Consider the following 19,695-nt stretch of genomic DNA (forward strand, 5'->3'; position numbering starts at 1 on the left):
CGATGGCTGATTATACCTGAAAATAATTGTAGATAAGAAGAAAATAATTGTAGAAGTTTTAAATTAAAATCGTCATTAAATGAATATTAATATAAAATAAATGAATAATTATTTACTTTACACCGCGATTAATTCACTTAAAATGACATAAACTACTTTAATAACAATAAATGAGGATTCAATCATGCAGCCAAAAATGACCCGTGAACTATTCGATAAAGTTATTTTACCTGTTTATGCACCAGCAAATTTTATCCCTGTAAAAGGTTTCGGTAGTCGCGTTTGGGATCAGCATGGTGAAGAATATATTGATTTTGCGGGGGGGATAGCTGTAAATGCGCTGGGGCATTGTCATCCAAGACTAGTCAAAGCGCTACAAGCGCAAAGTGAAAAACTATGGCATGTGAGTAATGTTTTTACTAATGAGCCCTCGTTAAAGTTGGCGCAAAAACTGATTGATAATACATTTGCTGATCGTGTTTTTTTTGCAAATTCAGGCGCAGAAGCTAATGAAGCAGCGTTTAAATTAGCGCGTTATTACGCAATACAAAAATACAATCCTTATAAAACTAAGATTATTGCCTTTTATCAATCATTTCATGGACGTACATTTTTTACTGTGTCGGTTGGCGGGCAAGCTAAATATTCTGATGGCTTTGGTCCAAAACCTGCTGATATTATTCATGTGCCTTTTAATGATTTGGATGCTGTTAAGGCTGTAATGGATGACCATACTTGTGCTGTTGTTTTAGAGCCCGTACAAGGTGAAGGAGGTTTAGCCTCAGCAACACCTGAATTTTTACAAGGGGTACGCAAGCTGTGTGATGAATATCAAGCGCTACTTGTATTTGATGAAGTCCAATGTGGTATGGGGAGAACAGGGCGTTTATATACTTACCAGCAATATGATGTAAAACCTGATATTTTAACCTCTGCTAAGGCATTAGGTGGTGGGTTTCCAATTAGTGCTATGTTAACAACGAATGAAATTGCTTCTGTTATGCATCCTGGCGTACATGGTACAACTTATGGCGGTAACCCTTTGGCCTGCGCTGTGGCCTGTGAAGCATTTGATATTATCAATTCTCCTGAAGTGCTTGAAGGCGTGCAAATTCGACGAGCTTTATTTATTAAAGAACTTGAGCAAATCAATGATAAATTCAAATTGTTCCGAGAATATCGAGGCAAAGGCTTATTATTAGGTGCTGAATTACAACCTGAATTTCATAATAAAGCCCGTGATTTGTTAAATGTTGCGGCCGAGTTTAAAGTGATGATTTTAAATGCAGGCTCAAATGTGTTACGTTTTACCCCATCGCTGATTATATCCGAAGATGAGATAAAAGAAGGGATGGCACGTTTGACAAAAGCAGTCGAAAAAGTTGTCAATGCTTGAGTTTTTCTATACAGTAACGGCATTTTAATCAATTAAGTGCCGTTATGCGCTTAAAGGTATTTTTTTATGACAACAATTCGACCATTAAATTACGCAAAAACTCATTTTATTTTAAGCGCGCCTGATATTTCTCATTTACCAAGTGATAGTGGTGTTGAGGTGGCATTTGCTGGCAGATCTAATGCGGGTAAATCCAGTGCACTTAACACATTAACCAATCAAAAAACGCTAGCCAGAACAAGTAAAACACCGGGAAGAACTCAGTTAATTAATCTTTTTGAGGTTGAAGAAAATTGCCGTTTAGTTGATTTGCCAGGTTATGGTTATGCACAAGTTCCCGAAGCCATAAAACGTAAATGGCAAAAATCTTTAGGGGAATATCTACAAAAACGTGAAAGCCTGAAAGGGTTAGTTGTTCTAATGGATATAAGGCATCCGTTAAAAGATTTAGACCAACAGATGATTCAATGGGCGGTTTCAGTTAATATTTCTGTCATGTTATTACTTACTAAGGCCGATAAACTTGCTTCTGGAGCACAAAAAAAACAAGTTAACATGGTTAAAGAAGCCATTTTGCCTTTTCAAGGGGATATTATCGTTGCGCCATTTTCCTCGCCTAAGCGCATGGGATTAGAGCCTTTAAAACAAAAATTAGATGAATGGTTTAGCCAACAGTAAAGGTAACAGTTTAATGGATAATACCCCTTTTTCATATAACTCGTTATCGCCTGATTTGATTGTTGATAGTTTGGGGTCCATCGGGATTCGTCTTGATTCAGGACTTACCGCCTTAAATAGTTATGAAAACCGAGTCTACCAATTTCATGATGAAGATCACACCCGTTATGTTGTTAAATTTTATCGTCCTCATCGCTGGAATCGAGCTCAGATTCTTGAAGAACATCAGTTTACCCAGCAGTTATTCGATGCGGAAATTCCTGTTATTACGCCATTAACATTTAATAATACGACGCTACATGAATACCACGGTTACCTGTTTTCCCTATTTCCAAGCATGGGCGGGCGGCAATATGAAATAGATAATATTGAACAGATGGAGTCTGTTGCTATGTTGCTCGGGCGTATTCATCAAATAGGTGCAAAACAATCTTTTTCATACCGCCCAACTATCGGGTTAGAGGAATATCTTTATCATCCACAAGAGGTTTTGTTATCTTGTCGCTTTATTCCCAATAAAGTTCAATCCGATCTTAAAATAATTTTAGCGCAATTAATTAAAGCTGTTGAACAATATTGGCACAATGATTGGCAACCTATTCGTTTACATGCTGATTGCCATGCTGGCAATATTTTATGGCGTGATAATGCGATGTTTGTTGATTTTGATGATTCACGCAATGGACCTGCAATCCAAGATCTATGGATGTTACTACATGGCGATCATAAACAGCAACGTCTGCAATTAGATATGCTAATTGAGATGTATCAAGAGTTTTATCATTTTGATAACCATCAGTTAAAACTTATTGAACCTTTGAGAGCAATGAGAATGATTCACCATTTAGCATGGGTTATAGCGCGTTGGCAAGATCCTGCTTTTCCAATCGCCTTTCCATGGTTCACTGATGATGATTTTTGGAACCAGCAATTAACTGAATTTAAACAGCAAATTACTGCTATCAAATCACCACCACTACAATTAGCGCCAATGATATAAGGCTAAAAATTAAATAAAAAGCTTGGTTGATATTATGAAAACTTAATTTATTACACTCTATTACGTTATAGTGAAAGGGATTGCAATAACTGTTCAAAATTAGGTTGCTGCAAAATTAACCACTCTTTTTTTTGTTTAGAAAGCTGTTTTATTCGATACTCAATTTTTAGCGCTGTGGATTTATCACCTACGCTAATTTGATAAACAATGCTAAGATCTTGATGCGCTTTTAAATATTTAGAACCTTTGCCATTTTTATGTTGCTCAAAACGCCTTGTAATATCTGTCGTAATGCCAGTATAAAGTGATTGTTTTGCTGTTCTAATAATGTATAAAAACCATTGGGAAGCGTTATTAGCCATAGATAGCCAGCAATATAAATAAACAATTTCACCATAATATCATTTTTTATTAAGTAACAAATATGTATTATTCTAAATCGTTGTTATTAATCTATGTTGCTGAATCCCCATTACTGTTCCATTTACTTTAACGCGGATAATGTTTAAGATAAGCTAAATTTTTTGATGTATTTTGGGATAATAAATTTGAATAACTTTGCAAAAATTATTGAGGTTCAACGCGGCAATTTAAAATTCGCTTACGTGCAAAATGATGAAATCAATTATTTAGAGCTTTTTGACCAATTTTTGGCAGAAGAAGGGCATCATGAGTTACTGGATCCAAGCGATAAAATTGAACGATATACTTATCTAATCAATCATAAGCAAGACAAATTTATTTTTAAAATTGACGGTGGCGTTGAGCATCGTTTAGAGCGTCGTTTGATAGCCAAAATTACAGGTGATTTTTATTTCAATTTAATTCGTAAACTCGCCAAAATATCGCTTGATAAATGTGATATTGCTTATGAACTTTATTTGGTTGCTTTTGACCAAAAAACCAACCGCCATTATATGATTTTTAACTTCATTGAAGGTCGCTCTTTAAAATGGGAAGAAATGAAAGAGTATGGCGATCAAGTAAAAGAGTGCATAGAAAAGCTGCACAGTTATAATCTAGTTTCTAATGATGTGCATGGTGGAAATTTTATTTTAACGCCTGAAGGAAAAATCAAAGCCATTGATTTAACTAATTCAGGATTTATTTGGTTAACTAAGGCCAATGATGCAATTGAATTAAAAGAACGGTTTAATATCATAATTAAGGTGCCTTTTTGGGCTATGACGATTAAAAAGTTTACTCATGGTTTTAAACGATTATCCCGTAAAATCCGTGGTAAAGAAGATTAATCATCTAATCATTGTGAGGAATGGATTACTCACAATGATAATTAATGCGGATATCAAACGTTAGTTATTAATACATAATCTTTCGATTAATCTATAGCAATCATTGTAGGAAAACACCCGATTATTATACTTCATGATTCAAATAACCCGCTAAAAACGTATAAGGCATTTTTACCTGCAATCGCTTTATGCGGTTTAACCCTAAAAGTAAATAAATCATTTTCTATCTTTTGAATCGCTAACTATTTGTTGGTGGGTAGATTTTATGGATTTTTGATTGATAAGATGGTTATCAAATGTTTTAATCAATAGATACTGCAAATTCTCAAATAACCACGAAACGGTATAGAATCCTGAATATTTTTTACAAAAATATAACCTAAAAAAGAAATATCACATCTTCATTAAAGTTCCTATCGTTTTCGACTTTCTCATTCCTTTGTTGTTGGATAGTTTTTGTGAATTTTTGATTGGCACGATAGTTATCATATGTTTTAATCAATAGATACCACCAATTCTCAAATAACCACGAAACGGTATAGAATCCTGAATATTTTTTACAAAAATATAACCTAAAACGTGAACATCTAGCTTGCCATCTTAATTTATCTTCAATGGATTTTTCAACTTCAGACGGTTATTTTATCTTTATGATATGAGCACCTATTTCTTATCTGGAATAAGGCGTTAGTTTTGTTTTATGTTTATTCATTACTGTAGTTTTTAAAATTACTGTAGACAAGGCAAATAGTGTCTGCATATTAATTAAATTTGTATTCACTATTTTCCAACACTAGCAAATCAATCAATAAACAGCTAGAATTAATTAGCTTATTCAAAAAAGGATGGGGTATGAAAAAGTTAATTGGTTATGTTGCCGTTTTAGCTATGCTAACTAGTTGCGCATCTCAAAAAATGATGTCCATTTATCAGACTAGTGGTGTTGAAATAGCTCAAAATTCGTCAGGTGTGGATATTTTAAATAAATATAACACGTCACGACCTATTACAGTCTTTCACTCATCATTATCACTATGCATCGCTCAAGAACTGGATAACAGCCCCGTTGTATTAACCAGTGAAAATTATTTTGGTTCGCCTTGGTGGTCTTATTATAATATACCTAATCAACAATCAATTACGGTTAGTGGTGGCGACACAATCAAGTTAGTTGAAGGTAATCATGTTGTCGCCGAAGCTGTAACTGACTATCTACATCGCACTAAATATTTTGTCAACTATACCTTAACAACTACTCGCCATCAAAATAACATCGATTATCTGTTCAGCAACATTAAGCAAGCTCAACAATATACCGGTTCAGTAGTAAATGATGGATTTGAGAATGTTAAAACGCTTGAAAGCGCTCATCCTAACCTCGTGATTGAAGCGCTCAATAAAGAGGTTGATAAAATTCAAGAATGCTTATTACGTCAATAGCGAGTTAGTTCAATAAATTTTTTAATTCTGTTATTTATTTTGATATGTAACAACTAATCGTGTTGTTTGACAATAATTTGAGAAACTACTGTAATTGTAATTCCCGCCTTAATTTAATTTTATTATGTCATTCAATATTTTCATTGTTCAATAAGGTATATGTGTTTCATTAATTGGAACAAAATCACTTAATCCTATTTTCCATCGTTGCTCAGCATATTCTAATAACTCATCGAAATTGGAAAAAACATATTGTTCAAATGAAGTTATTGATTGATTGAATGCACTATCATTATCCGTTAATGCGGGATCTGCATAATATGTACGGAGCTTATATAAAAAAAATACTTCTTCTTCATCTATTATTGGTCTTATAAGTTGATCTATATAAAGTGAATACAAGGAAAATTCCCATTCTTCATCTTCTTCCTCAGGTTTCTTATAGTCAATAGAATAAATCTCAATAAAACGAGTTTTATTTTCTTCGAATCTTTCAAAGAATTGCCCTCTCATTTCGTAGGGAAATGGATGGTAAGGATTATTGTATTTGCTCTTATTCATAATTAATAAAAGTTTTCCTGTCTAAATATTGTCCCTGATATCTGAAGTTTTACTCTATTGATTCGTGTTCAATTTCCTAAATATGCTTACCTCAAACCTGATAGTTTCATTCCCAGAGTATTTCGCCGTTCGCACCAGTAAGCTCTCCCAAACAGCCGTTCAGGTCGGTGCGGTAGTAGCAATGTGAATGGCAAAATTAAGAGGTAACCCGGTAATATTTCATTTTTTACTTTATAACTTTTCAACTAATAATTGTATTCTTGGTTTCCAGCTATTAATCCATTTACTTTCAATTTCAGAGGAATAATTTTTTATAGTGTAATAATCATCTTTATCATGATGAGAAATAAAACATTGGTCGACACATTGACAAATCCAAATTAAAAGGTTTTTTATATCAATATCATTTTTAACTAGTGATGTATATTCTTCTACATTTTTTATTATAATCTCAATTAGATTGGCATGAAAAAAAACTTCTTCAAATAATGAATAGCAAAAAGTATCTTTTATTAAATCATCTCTATTCTGCAAAATTTTATTTTTTAACTAATTTTTCATGTATAAGTTCATTTCAAAACCTCCGTCTCTCTTTTCGTTATCGCGGATTTCTTTTCATTAAATGTATCATCTGAATTAAATACGCCTTTAGATTTATTTCAAGATGAAAATGCTTGGTAATGATCTCTGTTCAGATTGTGTAGATAGAAATAATCGTTTTTCCTAAAAGTAACTCCATTAATTTTTAGTGTACTTGTAAATCTGAATATTTCTGCAACTTGGTATTTTCTGCCTATTGTTGTAATTGCATGTTTAACTGTATCGACAAAACTGCCATCGTCGGATCGCTCCAAGCCAACCCATTAGGCGCATACGGATACAGAGTCGACCCATCCAGCAGCCCAATCGGTTCAGGCTGGCTAACGCATTATAATATCAGAAAGGATTGTAATATAAACCAGTTTCTCGGTTTAAATTTTGTCCGTGATAACTGAAGTTTTGCTCTATTTAAATGCCTAGTTGAAAAACTCTCTGAAGATAAATTAAGATGACAAGCTAAATGGTATAACAAAACCAGTCTAGGCAAAATGCTATATGTCGACACCAAGCTATCACTTCTAAAATATAGGTAAACACCAAGATATTTACACTTCATGATATAAAATATGATAAAGACAAAATAGGCAACAATTAGCTAGATAAATCATTGTTACATAGTTATTTCATCTAATGACAAGCTAAAGCTTGGAATAAAAACATCTAAAAAGTAATTCATTTCAGGGCTACTGCGTTCAGATAAAGTCTTTTTTAAACGTTGTTCAGCCAATTTAAATTCATTATTACCCGCAGCGAGTTCTTCAATCGTTTTAAGGTAAGCACATAATGTATCGGCTTGTTTTACGATGTTTTTTTCTGCTTCATCATAAAAATCATCATCGATTAATGTTCTAAAATCATCTTGTAATTCTTTAGGAAGCATATTAATAAGTTTTTGTTGTGCTATTTTTTCAATCTTTTTATATTCAACTGTGATTTGTGGATTATAATACTTTGTAGGTGTTGGTAAATCACCAGTTATGACTTCTGAAACATCATGATACATTGCTAATAATGCGATGCGTTCAGAGTTTACATCGCCATTAAATTTCTTATTTTTAATTACAGCTAAAGCATGTGCAACAAAAGCAACTTGTAAGCTATGCTCTGATACATTTTCTGTTCTTACATTACGCATTAAAGGCCAACGATTAATTAGTTTCAATCGTGATAAATGAGCAAAAAAATGGCTATTTTTCATATTAGTATCTCTTTAAATATAAAATAAAAACGCTCCTATTAAAAATAGGAGCGTTCATAAAATATAACTATTTATGTTTTTACGCTAAAACAAGCTGTTGAGTGCCTAGCACAAGTGGCACCGTTTGCTCTTCTGTAAACGTTACATATTCCCAAGCGTCTTGTTTCGCCAATAATGCTTGTAATAATTGATTATTCAATGCATGACCTGATTTATAACAAACTACTTCACCAATCATATTATGACCACTCATATATAAATCGCCAATAGTATCAAGCATTTTGTGACGAACAAATTCATCATCAAAACGTAAACCATCGTCATTGAGTACTTTGTAATCATCTACCACAATTGCACAGTCTAAGCTACCACCTAAGCATAAACCTTTAGATTGTAATGCTTCAATATCACGCATAAACCCAAAAGTTCTAGCTCGGCTGATTTGGCGAATAAAAGACTCAGATGAAAAATCCAGCTGATAACGTTGTGAACTGTTATCAATAGCAGGATGATGAAAATCAATGGTAAAATCTAATCTAAACCCATTATAAGGTCTTATTTCGGCCCATTTATCACCATTTTCAACTCGAATAGTTTCCTTTACACACAAAAACTTTTTCAAGGCATTTTGTTCAGCAATACCTGCATCAAGCAATAAATAAACAAAAGGGCTTGCACTACCGTCCATAATTGGAATTTCGGGAGCATTAACTTCAATAATGAGATTATCAATACCCAGCCCAGCTAAAGCAGCATTGATATGCTCAACTGTTGAAATGCGAACATTATCTTCGTTTACTAAACAGGTACAAAGCATGGTATCTCGCACTGATTTTGCATCCACTGGAAAATCAACATATGGATTCAAATCAGTACGACGATAAATGATACCTGTATTTTCAGGCGCAGGACGTAATGTCAAAGTAACTTTCTTACCAGTATGTAAACCAACACCAGTTGCTTGAATAGTCTTTTTTAATGTTCTTTGTTTCACTTTGCACCTACTTTGTTATGTGTTCCTATCGATTTTGACAATAAAAAATCAAATAAGTTCATTTTAATTCGCTTGCTTACGGATAAAAGCAGGAATATCTAAAATCTCACGATTATCAAGTGGAGAAGCTGTTGGTTCATTAGCAACCTTAGCTAATTTCTCTTCTTGTTGTCCTAATGTATTGCTGTGGCCAAACAAATCGTTGTGTGACACGGGTGGTTTAACTATTTTAGCTTCTGGTCGTTTATCCATACCAATACCCGTTGCAACTACTGTTACTCGAATCTCATCAGACATATCTGGATCAAACGTTGTACCAACAACGACTGTTGCATTGTCAGAAGCGAACGCTTTAACTGTGCTACCTACTGTTTCAAACTCTTCTAAACCAATATCTAACCCTGCAGTTACATTTACTAATACACCACGAGCACCCGATAAATCAATATCTTCAAGTAATGGACTAGAAATTGCCATTTCTGCAGCCTCTTCGGCTCGGTTATCGCCACTTGCTCTACCAGAGCCCATCATGGCATATCCCATTTCAGACATCACTGTTCTTACATCAGCAAAGTCAACATTGATAAGACCCGGTTTAGTGATAAGTTCAGCAATACCTTGTACTGCACCTTTTAAAACGCCATTAGCTGCCGCAAAAGCATCAAGCAATTTAACTCCACGACCTAATACTTTTAATAATTTGTCATTTGGAATGGTGATCAGTGAATCGACATGTTTTGCTAATTCAGAAATACCCTGTTCAGCAAAAGCCATACGTTTTTTACCTTCAAAGCTAAAAGGTTTAGTAACAACTGCAACCGTTAAAATACCTAATTCTTTTGCTATCTCTGCAACGACTGGAGCAGCCCCTGTTCCTGTGCCTCCGCCCATTCCTGCTGCGATAAAAACCATGTCAGCACCTTCAATTGCACTGCGGATGACCTCGCGATCTTCCTCAGCAGAATTTCTACCAACTTCTGGGTTAGCGCCAGCACCAAGCCCTTTAGTAACATTAGTCCCAATCTGGATAGTTTGACCTACCTTAATTCTTTTTAATGCTTGCGCATCTGTATTTGCCGCAAAAAACTCAACACCTTCAATATGCTCTGCAATCATGTGCTCGACAGCATTACCACCGCCACCACCGACACCAATAACTTTAATGACTGCTGCTGGCTCAGCATCTGCAACCATAGGCTCAAACATAACTTATCTCCAAATTTACGATCTGCGGACATTGTACAGATAATCGTCTACAATGTCCACGAAGTTCTTGAAATATACTAGCTAAAATTCTTTTTTAAACCATCCGGTCAATCGTTTAGCTATCCCTTTTAATGATGATTTATTGCTATCTTTAGCATCATCATTTAATAAATCTTGTTTTCCATAATGTAATAACCCTATAGTTGTTGAACAATAAGGTTTTTGAACATAATCGGTTAATCCTGATATGTTTAATGGCTGACCAATACGTACTTGGTTTTTAAATACTTTTTCAGCGCATTCTACCATTCCTTTTATTTGAGATGCGCCACCAGTTAAAACAATACCTGCTGCTAATTGATATTTAATATTTTGTTTCTTAAGTTCTTCTTGTAATACAAGTAACTCTTTTTGTACCAATGCAAGAAGTTCTGAATAGCGTGGTTCAATTACATCGGTAAGCGTCTGTCGTTGCAATGAACGAGACGGCCTTCCTCCTACACTTGGCACATCAATAACCTCATCTTTACCCACTAACGAACCTACAGCACACCCATAACGAATCTTAATGTTTTCTGCATCCATAGGTGGTGCACCAAACGCATATGCAATATCGCTGGTAACAACATTGCCGGCATAAGGGATTACAACAGAATGACGTAATGCACCGTCAGTATAGACTGTCACATCCATTGTACCGCCACCGATGTCTATTACGCAAACACCTAATTCTTTTTCATCATCAGTTAAAACTGCATAGCTGGAAGCTAATCCAGAAAAAATAAGCTGATCTACTTTTAATCCGCAACGTTCAACTGCTTTCACAATATTTCTAGCCATATCATTATGACAAGTAATTAAGTGAACTTTGGCTTTCATCCTTACTCCAGATAAACCAACGGGATTTTTAATACCTTCTTGTAAATCAATAGAATATTCTTGTGCAATGACGTGTAAAATACGGTGTTCATCTAAAATTCTGACTGATTTTGCTGTATGAACAACATTATCTACGTCCTCTGCTGTGACTTCTTCGTCGGCTATTGGCACCATTCCTATTTCATTTTGGCACCGGATATGTTTACCAGAAAGGCTTAAATATACTGAGGATATTTGGCAATCTGCCATTAGTTCAGCTTGATCAACCGCTCGCTGGATTGATTTCACTACAGACTCAAGATCGTTTACACCACCTTTATCAACACCTTTTGATGGGCAGTGCCCCACGCCAATGATATTGACAATACCATCAGGAAGAACTTCACCAACAAGAGCAAGCACTTTGGATGTGCCAACCTCTAATCCAACGACCAATTTTTTTTCTGTTGCTTTCATACTTCAGCCTTAATTTATTCCTTACAGCATTATTTTTTCTCTTTGTACTGAAATACCATTTTCGTAACGTAAATCAGCTACCGTTATTCTTTCATTTTCAGGCACTCTTGATTGAATTTCTGGAAATAATTTAATAAATTGTTGATATCGCTGTTCAATCTTTTCGCTACCTAACAATAATTTTATTTCTTGATTTTCAAGGCAAAAACCAGATATACATTGTTTTATCATTAATTGCCATGCATTACGTTCATCAGTTATAGCGACTTTAATATGTAATGCTAACTCATTATTAGCCAATTTTTTAGAAATATCTTCTAATTTCGAATAAATTTCTAACGCCGCTTTTGCCTTACCCTCAGGACCGTATAGCCTAGGTAACTGTAATTCGGCAATACGGTCAAGAGGTACACTAAATACATTGCCATTTTTATCAAGTAAAAATAGATCATTCCAATAAAGCACAGGTTTATATTCTTCTACATAAATAATTAGCCTATCAGGCCATTGTTTTCGCACACTGGTTTGTTTAACCCATGGAAATCGCATGATTTCTTGTTGAATATCATTAACATCTTGTCCTATATAGGTATTAGGCAACCCTAATCCTAAAATCGCATTTCGAAGATCGTCCTCAGTTGTATAGGTGTGTTCCCCACTTAACGTTAATTGTGATAATACCATTTGCTCGGGATCATCCATCCAATTCTTAAAGCTTTGAATCACCCAAATGCTAATAAAAATAATCATAATAAAGAACAAAAAACCTAAAAATTGTTCTGTATTACGAAAGATAAGCAACCGCCTTTTATTTTTTTCTTCTCTTCTATGCGCTGCTTGCCGAACTTGTTTCATAAAATAAGGCCAATTAGAGAATTGCCAAATTTAAGATTTTGGCTACAAGTTCGTTAAATGACCAACCATGTTGTTTTGCCGCCATAGGTACCAAGCTGTGATCTGTCATTCCTGGTGCAGTGTTTACCTCAAGTAGGAATGGTTTTTGATTAGCGTCAAACATGATATCAACTCTTCCCCAGCCCCTGCACCCAACTGCTTTATAAGCATCTAATGCTAATTTTTGGATTTCTTGCTCTTTGTCATTAGGTAAACCGCTTGGACAAAAATACTGGGTAGTGTCAGATAGATATTTGGCATCATAATCATAAAACTTGGTAGTAGGTTTTATGTGAATTGACGGTAAAACCTCTTCACCTACAATGGATACTGTAAATTCTGGACCAGCTAAAAATGACTCAACCATTACTGCACTATCATATTTAAAAGCGGCATCAATGGCTGATTTCAATTCAGATTCTTCATTAACACGAGCCATACCGACACTAGAACCCTCATGAATTGGTTTAACAAATAGCGGTAAACCAAGTTGTTTAACAATAGAGTCCGTATCAATTGATTGTGATTTTTCTACCATGATGTAATCAGCAACAGGTAAATTGAGCGATTTCCAAATCAATTTAGTTTTTAGCTTATCCATGGTTAATGCTGATGACAAAACATCACTGCCTGTATAAGGAATATTTTGATAAGTCAAAATTGCTTGAGCAATACCATCTTCACCTCCACGTCCATGAAGGATAACAAAAGCCTTTGTGTAACCCTCCGCTTTTAAATTAGTGATAGAGTGATATTTAGTATCAATAAGATGCGCATCAACACCATTTGCCAATAATCCTGCACATACAGCTTTACCTGACTTAAGCGATACTTCACGCTCAGAAGAGGTACCACCATATAATACAGCAACTTTATCAACCATTTTTATAAAGCCTCTTTTGAAGATAATTGAGTTTTAGCTAATTGGCGAGCAATACGACCAACACTACCTGCGCCTTGTGTAATTAATAAATCTCCACCTTGTAATACTTCTTGCATAATTTCAGGTAATAAAACTAAATCAGAGATATAAATTGGATCAACTTTACCTCGATTACGAATTGTTCGGCATAAAGAGCGGCTATCAGCCCCGGCAATGGGTTGCTCTCCAGCAGGATAGACATCTAACATCACAAGAGCATCAACTTGAGAAAGTACTTGCGCAAAATCATCAAATAAATCGCGAGTGCGCGTATATCGGTGTGGTTGAAATAACAACACAAGCCTTCGTTCAGGCCAACCATTTCTTGCCGCTTGGATTGTTGCATTAACCTCACTTGGATGATGCCCATAATCATCAACCATCATAATATCCCCACCATTGGCATGAGGAAAAACACCTAATAAATCAAAACGCCTACTGGTACCTGCAAATTTAGCTAATGCATTTATAATCGATTCATCATCAATGCCATCTTCAGTGGCAGCAATAATTGCAGCTACTGAGTTTAAGGCATTATGTTTACCTGGTGCATTTAACTCGATTTGTAAATCTGGCCGCTCTGGACGGCAAACAGTATAATAGCTTATGCCTTTTTCTTGGCGATAATCTTTAATAACGACATCAGCTTCTTCACCAAATCCATAAGTAATGACTTTTCGTCCTACAATCGGTAATAACTCACGATTAATCGGATCGTCATAACACATAATAGCTAAACCATAAAACGGCAGGTTTCGTAAAAACGAAATAAATGTTTGTTTAAGATTTTCAATACTGCCTTGGTAAGTATCCATATGGTCAGGTTCGATATTAGTTACAATAGATACCATTGGTTGCAAATGAAGAAATGAAGCATCACTTTCATCTGCCTCTGCAATAAAATAACGGCTACTACCTAGCTTGGCATGTACTCCTGCTGCCTTAACTAAACCACCATTAACAAAGGTTGGATCCAGTTTAGCTTCAGCATAAATAGTGGTAACCATTGCTGTTGTCGTGGTTTTACCATGCGTGCCAGCAATAGCGATGCCATATCGAAAACGCATCAATTCAGCTAACATTTCAGCGCGTTGAATGACTGGTATACGAGCTTCACGGGCAGCAACTACTTCAATGTTATCCTGCGAAATAGCCGAAGATATAACGACAACACTGGCGTTAATAACATTTTCAGCGGCATGACCAATAACGATCTTTGCTCCTAATATTTCTAGGTGTTGAGTCACAGCATTTTCAGCAATATCTGAACCGCTAATGTTGTATCCTTCATTAGCTAGAACCTCAGCAATTCCCCCCATGCCCGCGCCACCAATACCCACAAAGTGAATATGTTTTACTCGTTTCATTTCAGGAATAATTGCTCTTAACTCTGCTAATTCCCTTGTATTCACTATTGAACTCCTAATTATTTTTTCATTGCATAGTGCACAGCGTCATATCATCATTGAACATTTTTATATCTGTTATTTTTAGTTCAAACAATTTATTGACTCAAACATACGCCTAACTTGAAACTTTTTAACAGAATTATTACATAAATTCATATTATAATTTTATTATTTTATCACTGAATTAAGGGTTTGCGCCACTTTTTCAGTGGAATTTACAATAGATAAACTTTTAGCTTTAATCGCCATTTCAATTAGTTTGTCGCGATTCAGATTTAGTAATAGTTTTGATAAGGATTCAGCGCTAAAATCTGGTTGTTCTATGATGTTAGCTGCGCCTATATCTGCTAATGATTTTGCATTCCAAAATTGTTGGCGATCTTTATGCATAAACGGAACAAAAATAGCACCGATACCAACAATTTCAATTTCACTAACGGTTAATGCGCCACTCCGACAAATTACAAGATCTGCCCAATTATATGCCTCAGCAACATCAGAGATAAATTCAGTCACTTTGTTATTTTTCATATTACAATCTTGATAAGATTCAGTGACTGAATTTAACATTCCTTCACCAGTTTGGTGCCATATTACATATTTATCTGATAATTTTGTTATCGCTTGAGGCACTATATCATTAATAACTTTTGCGCCTTGGCTTCCCCCCATGACCAATATTCTAATTGGTCCATGGCGATCTTTGAATCTTTCTTCAGGTCTTGCAATAGTTAAAAGTTCACTACGCACAGGATTGCCAACAACTTCAGCATTAGGGAAAGCTGTTGGGAATGCTTGCAAAACTTTAGTTGCAATTTTAGCCAGCCACTTGTTGGTTAAACCCGCTATACCATTTTGTTCATGTAAAACAATAGGGATGCCAAGTGTTTTTGCTGCTATTCCTCCAGGACCTGAAACATATCCTCCCATTCCAAGAACTACATCGGGGCGATAGTTTTTTAAAATTTTCCGCGCCTGTAAAACAGCTTTTAAAATTTTATAAGGTGCTTTTAACAATGCGATAATACCTTTTCCGCGTAGCCCTGATATTTCGATAAAATCAATATCAATACCATTTTCAGGAACTAGGTGTGCTTCCATTCTATCGGCGGTGCCTAACCATCTTACTTGCCAGCCTTGCTTCATTAAATAATGCGCAACAGCAATACCGGGAAAAACATGCCCACCAGTTCCCCCTGCCATAACTAATAATTTTTTCATTATTTTATTAACCTTATTCTTGCTTGCGCTTGTTGTTGTCTAAATTCAAAATCTATCCTAAGTAATATTGCAACTGCAATACTCATCACAATAAGGCTTGAACCACCATAACTAATAAATGGTAATGTTAATCCTTTAGTTGGTAACATACCTGATGTAACGCCAACATTAACAAATGTTTGGAATCCAAACCAGATACCTATTTCACAGGCTAAATAGCCTGAAAATAATGATCCATCATTAAGCGCACGATAACCAATTGCAAGTGCTTTAAATGTCAAAAAGAAAAGCAATGACAACAAAGCAACTACGCCTATATATCCATACTCTTCTGAAATGATTGAAAAAATAAAATCAGTATGGCATTCGGGTAAATAGCCTAATTTTAAGATAGAATTTCCCATACCTTGTCCAGTAATGCCGCCATTACCTATTGCCATTAATGAAGCAACTAATTGATAGCCTGAACCCGTTGCATCTTGCCAAGGGTCAAGAAAAGTTAATAACCGTGTTAAACGGTAAGACTCATATAAGATCAAACAAATCACTGTACCAACACCCGTTAGTAAAATAGCGATAAATTGCCACAATTGGGCTCCAGCAATAAATAAGATACCAATAGTCACCATAAATAAAACAATAACAGTACCTAGATCGGGTTGTTTAAGTAATAATACCGAGAGTATTGCCATAACAACCATGGGTTTAAAAAAGCCCCAAAAGCCACTTTGTACCTCGTCGGATTTACGTGATAAATAACCCGCTAAAAATAAAAATAGTGCTAATTTTGAAAGCTCGGCTGGTTGAAAATTGAATACACCTAAAGGTATCCAGCGAGACGCACCATTAATCGAAGAACCAATGCCTAGCACAACAATCAACATAATAATAGCAATAATTAGTAATATTGACCCAAACTGTTGCCAACGTTGCATTGGAATATATAATGTAATAAACATTAAAAATAACGATAATCCTAACTGAATAAGCTCTCGTTGTGTATAAAAGAACGGATTACTTTCATTAAATGACATTGAAGACGATGTCACCATGATCAAACCAAATATCATTAAACCAAGCACAGTCCAAAGTAATTGATTATCAAATGGTATATGTGGATTCACTTGTTTTTTTAGCCCAAAAAATGTCATTTTTCATTTCCTTGAGCATATTGTGCAGCAAGTTGTGCAAATCGCTTTCCGCGTTCAATATAATTTTTAAACTGATCTAAACTTGCACAAGCAGGGGAAAGTAAAACCACATCGTTGGGCTCCACTTTTTGAGCAATAATTTTTACAGATTCCGCCATGGTTTCGGTGATTGTTGTTATATTGGCAGCTAGTTTACCTAGTAAATAGCGATCTCGCCCAAAGCAGAAAACCTCCAGGTTTCTATTTTGTAAATAAGGAATAAGTGGCGAAAAATCAGCTGATTTTCCATCGCCACCTAGTAATAAAAATAATTTTCCTTTGCAAACAATACTGTTTAAAGCAGCTGCAGTGCTACCTACATTAGTTGCTTTAGAGTCATTAATCCATTTCACTCCATTTTTTTCCAGCACTAACTCAAAACGGTGAGGTAATCCATGGAATGATGCGATTGTTGCTATGCTTGATTTTCGTGGAATCTTTAATTTATCGGCTATTGCTAAAGCTGCCAGCGCATTAAGATAATTATGGCACCCAGTTAATTTCATGGTTTTTGTTGCTAATACGTCCTGCTCTTGTGCTATAAGATGCTCACAGTGTTGATCTAAATGATAATCGCCTTTAGTCACACCAAATGAAACACAATTACTTTGTTTATTTGTTGGAGTAGTTAGCTCATCATCATAATTAATCACACAATATTTAGCGTTATGGTAAATACGTTGCTTCGCCTCGACATATTGCATTAGACCAAAAGGATAGCGATCCATATGGTCTTGTGAAATATTTAAAATTGTTGCAACGGTAGCTTGTAAACTATAAGTTGTTTCTAGTTGAAAACTTGATAGTTCAAGAACATATACAGCGTAATCTTGGTTCAATAACGATAATGCAGGTTGTCCAATATTTCCCCCAACAGCAACTTTAGTGCCTGTTGATGCAATGATTTCACCAACTAATGTTGTTACAGTTGTTTTACCATTTGCACCAGTGATTGCCACGATCTGTTTATTATTTTGTTGATTTATTTCGCGACAAAATAGCTCTATATCCCCAATAATTTCAATTCCTTTTTTAGCTGCTAGTTGTAGTTCAGGTGTAGCTAAAGCAACGCCTGGGCTTGCAATTATTAAATCAGCATCTAGCAACCAATCAATATTTAATTCACCTAAATGATAAACAACGCGTTTGTCTAGTTGCTCTAAGCCTGATGGGGATAAACGAGTATCGATAACTTTAGGTATAACATTTTGAGCAAGAAAATAGTTAATACATGAAAGACCTGTGATACCTAAACCAACAATAACGACTTTTTTGCCTTGATAGCTAACCATAATTCAATCCTAGTATTTTTTATTAACGTAACTTCAAAGTTAATAAACCTATTACAACTAACATTAATGAAATTATCCAAAAACGTACAATAACACGCGGTTCTGGCCAACCTTTTAATTCATAGTGATGATGAATGGGTGCCATACGGAAAACTCTTTTACCACGTAATTTAAACGATCCAACTTGCAAAATAACGGAGAGCGTTTCGATAACAAAGATCCCTCCCATAATGAGTAATAAAAATTCTTGTCGTAATAAGACAGCAATAATACCAAACACCCCGCCTAAAGCTAGAGAGCCAACGTCGCCCATAAAAACCATTGCAGGATATGTGTTAAACCATAAAAAACCAAGTCCCGCGCCAATAATTGCCATGCAGACAATCATCAATTCACCACTAAATTTAATATAAGGGATATTTAAATAGGCGGCAAAATTGACATTGCCAGTAGCCCAAGCGACAAGGGTAAAACCAGCTGCAACAAAAACAGTTGGCATAATGGCGAGTCCATCAAGTCCATCTGTTAAATTAACGGCATTACCTGCACCGACAATAACAACATAAGTTAACAAGATAAACCATAAACCCAATTGAGGCATCACATCTTTAAAAAATGGCACAACAAGTACTGTTGCTGCGCTATCTTTTCCATAAACGTAAAGACCAAAAGCGACAATTAACGCAATGACTGATTGCCAAAAGTATTTCCATCTAGCAATAAGACCAGCACTATTTTTACGAATGACTTTTAAATAATCATCAGTAAAACCAATAATGCCATAACCCATTAACACAAATAAGGTAATCCATATATAAGGATTACGAAGATCTGCCCATAACAACACCGATAATAAAATGGAGGCTAAAATAAGCGTTCCCCCCATAGTTGGCGTTCCTTTTTTACTTAAATGGGATTCAGGTCCATCATTACGAATCACCTGTCCTATCTGTAGTTTTTGCAACCAATCAATAACTTTTTGTCCCATAAATAATGAAATAGCTAGCGAGGTTAATAGACCTAAAATGGCTCTTACTGTTAAATAAGAGATAACATTAAAAAAGGTAAAATGTTTAACTAAATATTCTGATATCCACACAAACATA

At 35.2% G+C, this 19,695-nt stretch carries 18 protein-coding genes; 5 read left to right on the forward strand and 13 right to left on the reverse strand.

Translation table 11 applies throughout. The features are described 5' to 3' along the window. Positions 1-184 precede the first annotated feature (184 nt). The 3 genes from A9G40_RS03290 (at position 185) to A9G40_RS03300 (ending at position 3,074) form a co-directional block, all read left to right on the forward strand. Entirely contained in the window at positions 185-1,396 is a 1,212-nt protein-coding gene (locus A9G40_RS03290; RefSeq protein WP_065581884.1) for an aspartate aminotransferase family protein, read from the forward strand. Positions 1,397-1,471: 75 nt separating this feature from the next. Further along, positions 1,472-2,074 (forward strand): ribosome biogenesis GTP-binding protein YihA/YsxC, encoded by a 603-nt coding sequence (gene yihA / locus A9G40_RS03295; protein ID WP_141671989.1) that lies wholly within the window; start codon positions 1,472-1,474, stop codon positions 2,072-2,074. A gap of 13 nt (positions 2,075-2,087) precedes the next feature. Next, positions 2,088-3,074, forward strand: coding sequence for a serine/threonine protein kinase (locus A9G40_RS03300; RefSeq protein WP_065581906.1), 987 nt, complete (start codon positions 2,088-2,090; stop codon positions 3,072-3,074). A gap of 65 nt (positions 3,075-3,139) precedes the next feature. Here A9G40_RS03300 and A9G40_RS03305 read toward each other — a convergent pair whose 3' ends face one another. Beyond that, complete coding sequence (locus tag A9G40_RS03305) at positions 3,140-3,436, reverse strand: GIY-YIG nuclease family protein (protein ID WP_065581886.1); 297 nt, start codon at positions 3,434-3,436, stop codon at positions 3,140-3,142. A gap of 186 nt (positions 3,437-3,622) precedes the next feature. Between A9G40_RS03305 and A9G40_RS03310 the strand changes: the two genes are divergently transcribed. Together A9G40_RS03310 and A9G40_RS03315 are read left to right on the forward strand one after the other, a co-directional pair. Then, positions 3,623-4,327 carry a lipopolysaccharide core heptose(II) kinase RfaY gene (locus A9G40_RS03310; protein ID WP_176700435.1) on the forward strand — a complete coding sequence of 235 codons (705 nt, stop codon included), beginning with the start codon at positions 3,623-3,625 and terminating at the stop codon, positions 4,325-4,327. An 852-nt stretch (positions 4,328-5,179) separates the two neighbouring features. Next, the gene (locus A9G40_RS03315; RefSeq protein WP_065581888.1) at positions 5,180-5,767 is read left to right on the forward strand and encodes a hypothetical protein; all 588 of its coding nucleotides are present in this window, start codon (positions 5,180-5,182) and stop codon (positions 5,765-5,767) included. A gap of 147 nt (positions 5,768-5,914) precedes the next feature. Here A9G40_RS03315 and A9G40_RS03320 read toward each other — a convergent pair whose 3' ends face one another. The 12 genes from A9G40_RS03320 to mraY all read right to left on the reverse strand — a co-directional run bounded on the left by A9G40_RS03320 (position 5,915) and on the right by mraY (position 19,694). After that, complete coding sequence (locus tag A9G40_RS03320) at positions 5,915-6,328, reverse strand: hypothetical protein (RefSeq protein ID WP_065581889.1); 414 nt, start codon at positions 6,326-6,328, stop codon at positions 5,915-5,917. Positions 6,329-7,538: 1,210 nt separating this feature from the next. Further along, positions 7,539-8,126 carry a 5'-deoxynucleotidase gene (gene yfbR / locus A9G40_RS03330; RefSeq protein WP_065581891.1) on the reverse strand — a complete coding sequence of 196 codons (588 nt, stop codon included), beginning with the start codon at positions 8,124-8,126 and terminating at the stop codon, positions 7,539-7,541. A gap of 79 nt (positions 8,127-8,205) precedes the next feature. After that, entirely contained in the window at positions 8,206-9,120 is a 915-nt protein-coding gene (gene lpxC, locus A9G40_RS03335; protein WP_065581892.1) for a UDP-3-O-acyl-N-acetylglucosamine deacetylase, read from the reverse strand. A gap of 63 nt (positions 9,121-9,183) precedes the next feature. Then, complete coding sequence (gene ftsZ / locus A9G40_RS03340; protein ID WP_065581893.1) at positions 9,184-10,326, reverse strand: cell division protein FtsZ; 1,143 nt, start codon at positions 10,324-10,326, stop codon at positions 9,184-9,186. Between the two features lie 81 nt (positions 10,327-10,407). After that, positions 10,408-11,661, reverse strand: a complete 1,254-nt coding sequence (gene ftsA, locus A9G40_RS03345; protein ID WP_065566547.1) for a cell division protein FtsA — start codon at positions 11,659-11,661, stop codon at positions 10,408-10,410. A gap of 21 nt (positions 11,662-11,682) precedes the next feature. Beyond that, a complete protein-coding gene (locus A9G40_RS03350) occupies positions 11,683-12,516 on the reverse strand; it encodes an FtsQ-type POTRA domain-containing protein (RefSeq protein WP_065581894.1) in 834 nt (277 codons plus the stop codon). Between the two features lie 13 nt (positions 12,517-12,529). Then, positions 12,530-13,438: a D-alanine--D-alanine ligase gene (locus A9G40_RS03355; RefSeq protein ID WP_065581895.1), complete on the reverse strand. Its 909-nt coding sequence runs from the start codon at positions 13,436-13,438 to the stop codon at positions 12,530-12,532. A gap of 2 nt (positions 13,439-13,440) precedes the next feature. Continuing rightward, the gene (gene murC / locus A9G40_RS03360; RefSeq protein ID WP_065581896.1) at positions 13,441-14,889 is read right to left on the reverse strand and encodes a UDP-N-acetylmuramate--L-alanine ligase; all 1,449 of its coding nucleotides are present in this window, start codon (positions 14,887-14,889) and stop codon (positions 13,441-13,443) included. Positions 14,890-15,054: 165 nt separating this feature from the next. After that, positions 15,055-16,107: an undecaprenyldiphospho-muramoylpentapeptide beta-N-acetylglucosaminyltransferase gene (gene murG / locus A9G40_RS03365; protein WP_065581897.1), complete on the reverse strand. Its 1,053-nt coding sequence runs from the start codon at positions 16,105-16,107 to the stop codon at positions 15,055-15,057. Continuing rightward, positions 16,107-17,258 (reverse strand): cell division protein FtsW, encoded by a 1,152-nt coding sequence (gene ftsW / locus A9G40_RS03370; protein WP_065581898.1) that lies wholly within the window; start codon positions 17,256-17,258, stop codon positions 16,107-16,109. The genes murG and ftsW overlap by 1 nt, the downstream gene beginning before the upstream one ends. Further along, positions 17,255-18,589 (reverse strand): UDP-N-acetylmuramoyl-L-alanine--D-glutamate ligase, encoded by a 1,335-nt coding sequence (murD, locus tag A9G40_RS03375; RefSeq protein WP_065581899.1) that lies wholly within the window; start codon positions 18,587-18,589, stop codon positions 17,255-17,257. The genes ftsW and murD overlap by 4 nt, the downstream gene beginning before the upstream one ends. Before the next feature lie 22 nt (positions 18,590-18,611). Next, positions 18,612-19,694, reverse strand: coding sequence for a phospho-N-acetylmuramoyl-pentapeptide-transferase (gene mraY, locus A9G40_RS03380; RefSeq protein ID WP_065581900.1), 1,083 nt, complete (start codon positions 19,692-19,694; stop codon positions 18,612-18,614). Position 19,695 lies beyond the last annotated feature (1 nt).

The sequence above is a fragment of the Gilliamella sp. Nev3-1 genome (assembly GCF_001690435.1).
Classification (GTDB): Bacteria; Pseudomonadota; Gammaproteobacteria; order Enterobacterales; family Orbaceae; genus Gilliamella; species Gilliamella apicola_C.

Bases quoted from the DNA above. Each gene is read 5' to 3' on its own strand.
- A9G40_RS03290 (WP_065581884.1), top strand. From the start codon at position 185: ATGCAGCCAAAAATGACCCGTGAACTATTCGATAAAGTTATTTTACCT.
- A9G40_RS03300 (WP_065581906.1), top strand. From the start codon at position 2,088: ATGGATAATACCCCTTTTTCATATAACTCGTTATCGCCTGATTTGATT.
- A9G40_RS03305 (WP_065581886.1), bottom strand. From the start codon at position 3,436: ATGGCTAATAACGCTTCCCAATGGTTTTTATACATTATTAGAACAGCA.
- A9G40_RS03315 (WP_065581888.1), top strand. From the start codon at position 5,180: ATGAAAAAGTTAATTGGTTATGTTGCCGTTTTAGCTATGCTAACTAGT.
- A9G40_RS03320 (WP_065581889.1), bottom strand. From the start codon at position 6,328: ATGAATAAGAGCAAATACAATAATCCTTACCATCCATTTCCCTACGAA.
- yfbR (WP_065581891.1), bottom strand. From the start codon at position 8,126: ATGAAAAATAGCCATTTTTTTGCTCATTTATCACGATTGAAACTAATT.
- ftsZ (WP_065581893.1), bottom strand. From the start codon at position 10,326: ATGTTTGAGCCTATGGTTGCAGATGCTGAGCCAGCAGCAGTCATTAAA.
- ftsA (WP_065566547.1), bottom strand. From the start codon at position 11,661: ATGAAAGCAACAGAAAAAAAATTGGTCGTTGGATTAGAGGTTGGCACA.
- A9G40_RS03350 (WP_065581894.1), bottom strand. From the start codon at position 12,516: ATGAAACAAGTTCGGCAAGCAGCGCATAGAAGAGAAGAAAAAAATAAA.
- A9G40_RS03355 (WP_065581895.1), bottom strand. From the start codon at position 13,438: ATGGTTGATAAAGTTGCTGTATTATATGGTGGTACCTCTTCTGAGCGT.
- murG (WP_065581897.1), bottom strand. From the start codon at position 16,107: ATGAAAAAATTATTAGTTATGGCAGGGGGAACTGGTGGGCATGTTTTT.
- ftsW (WP_065581898.1), bottom strand. From the start codon at position 17,258: ATGACATTTTTTGGGCTAAAAAAACAAGTGAATCCACATATACCATTT.
- murD (WP_065581899.1), bottom strand. From the start codon at position 18,589: ATGGTTAGCTATCAAGGCAAAAAAGTCGTTATTGTTGGTTTAGGTATC.
- mraY (WP_065581900.1), bottom strand. From the start codon at position 19,694: ATGTTTGTGTGGATATCAGAATATTTAGTTAAACATTTTACCTTTTTT.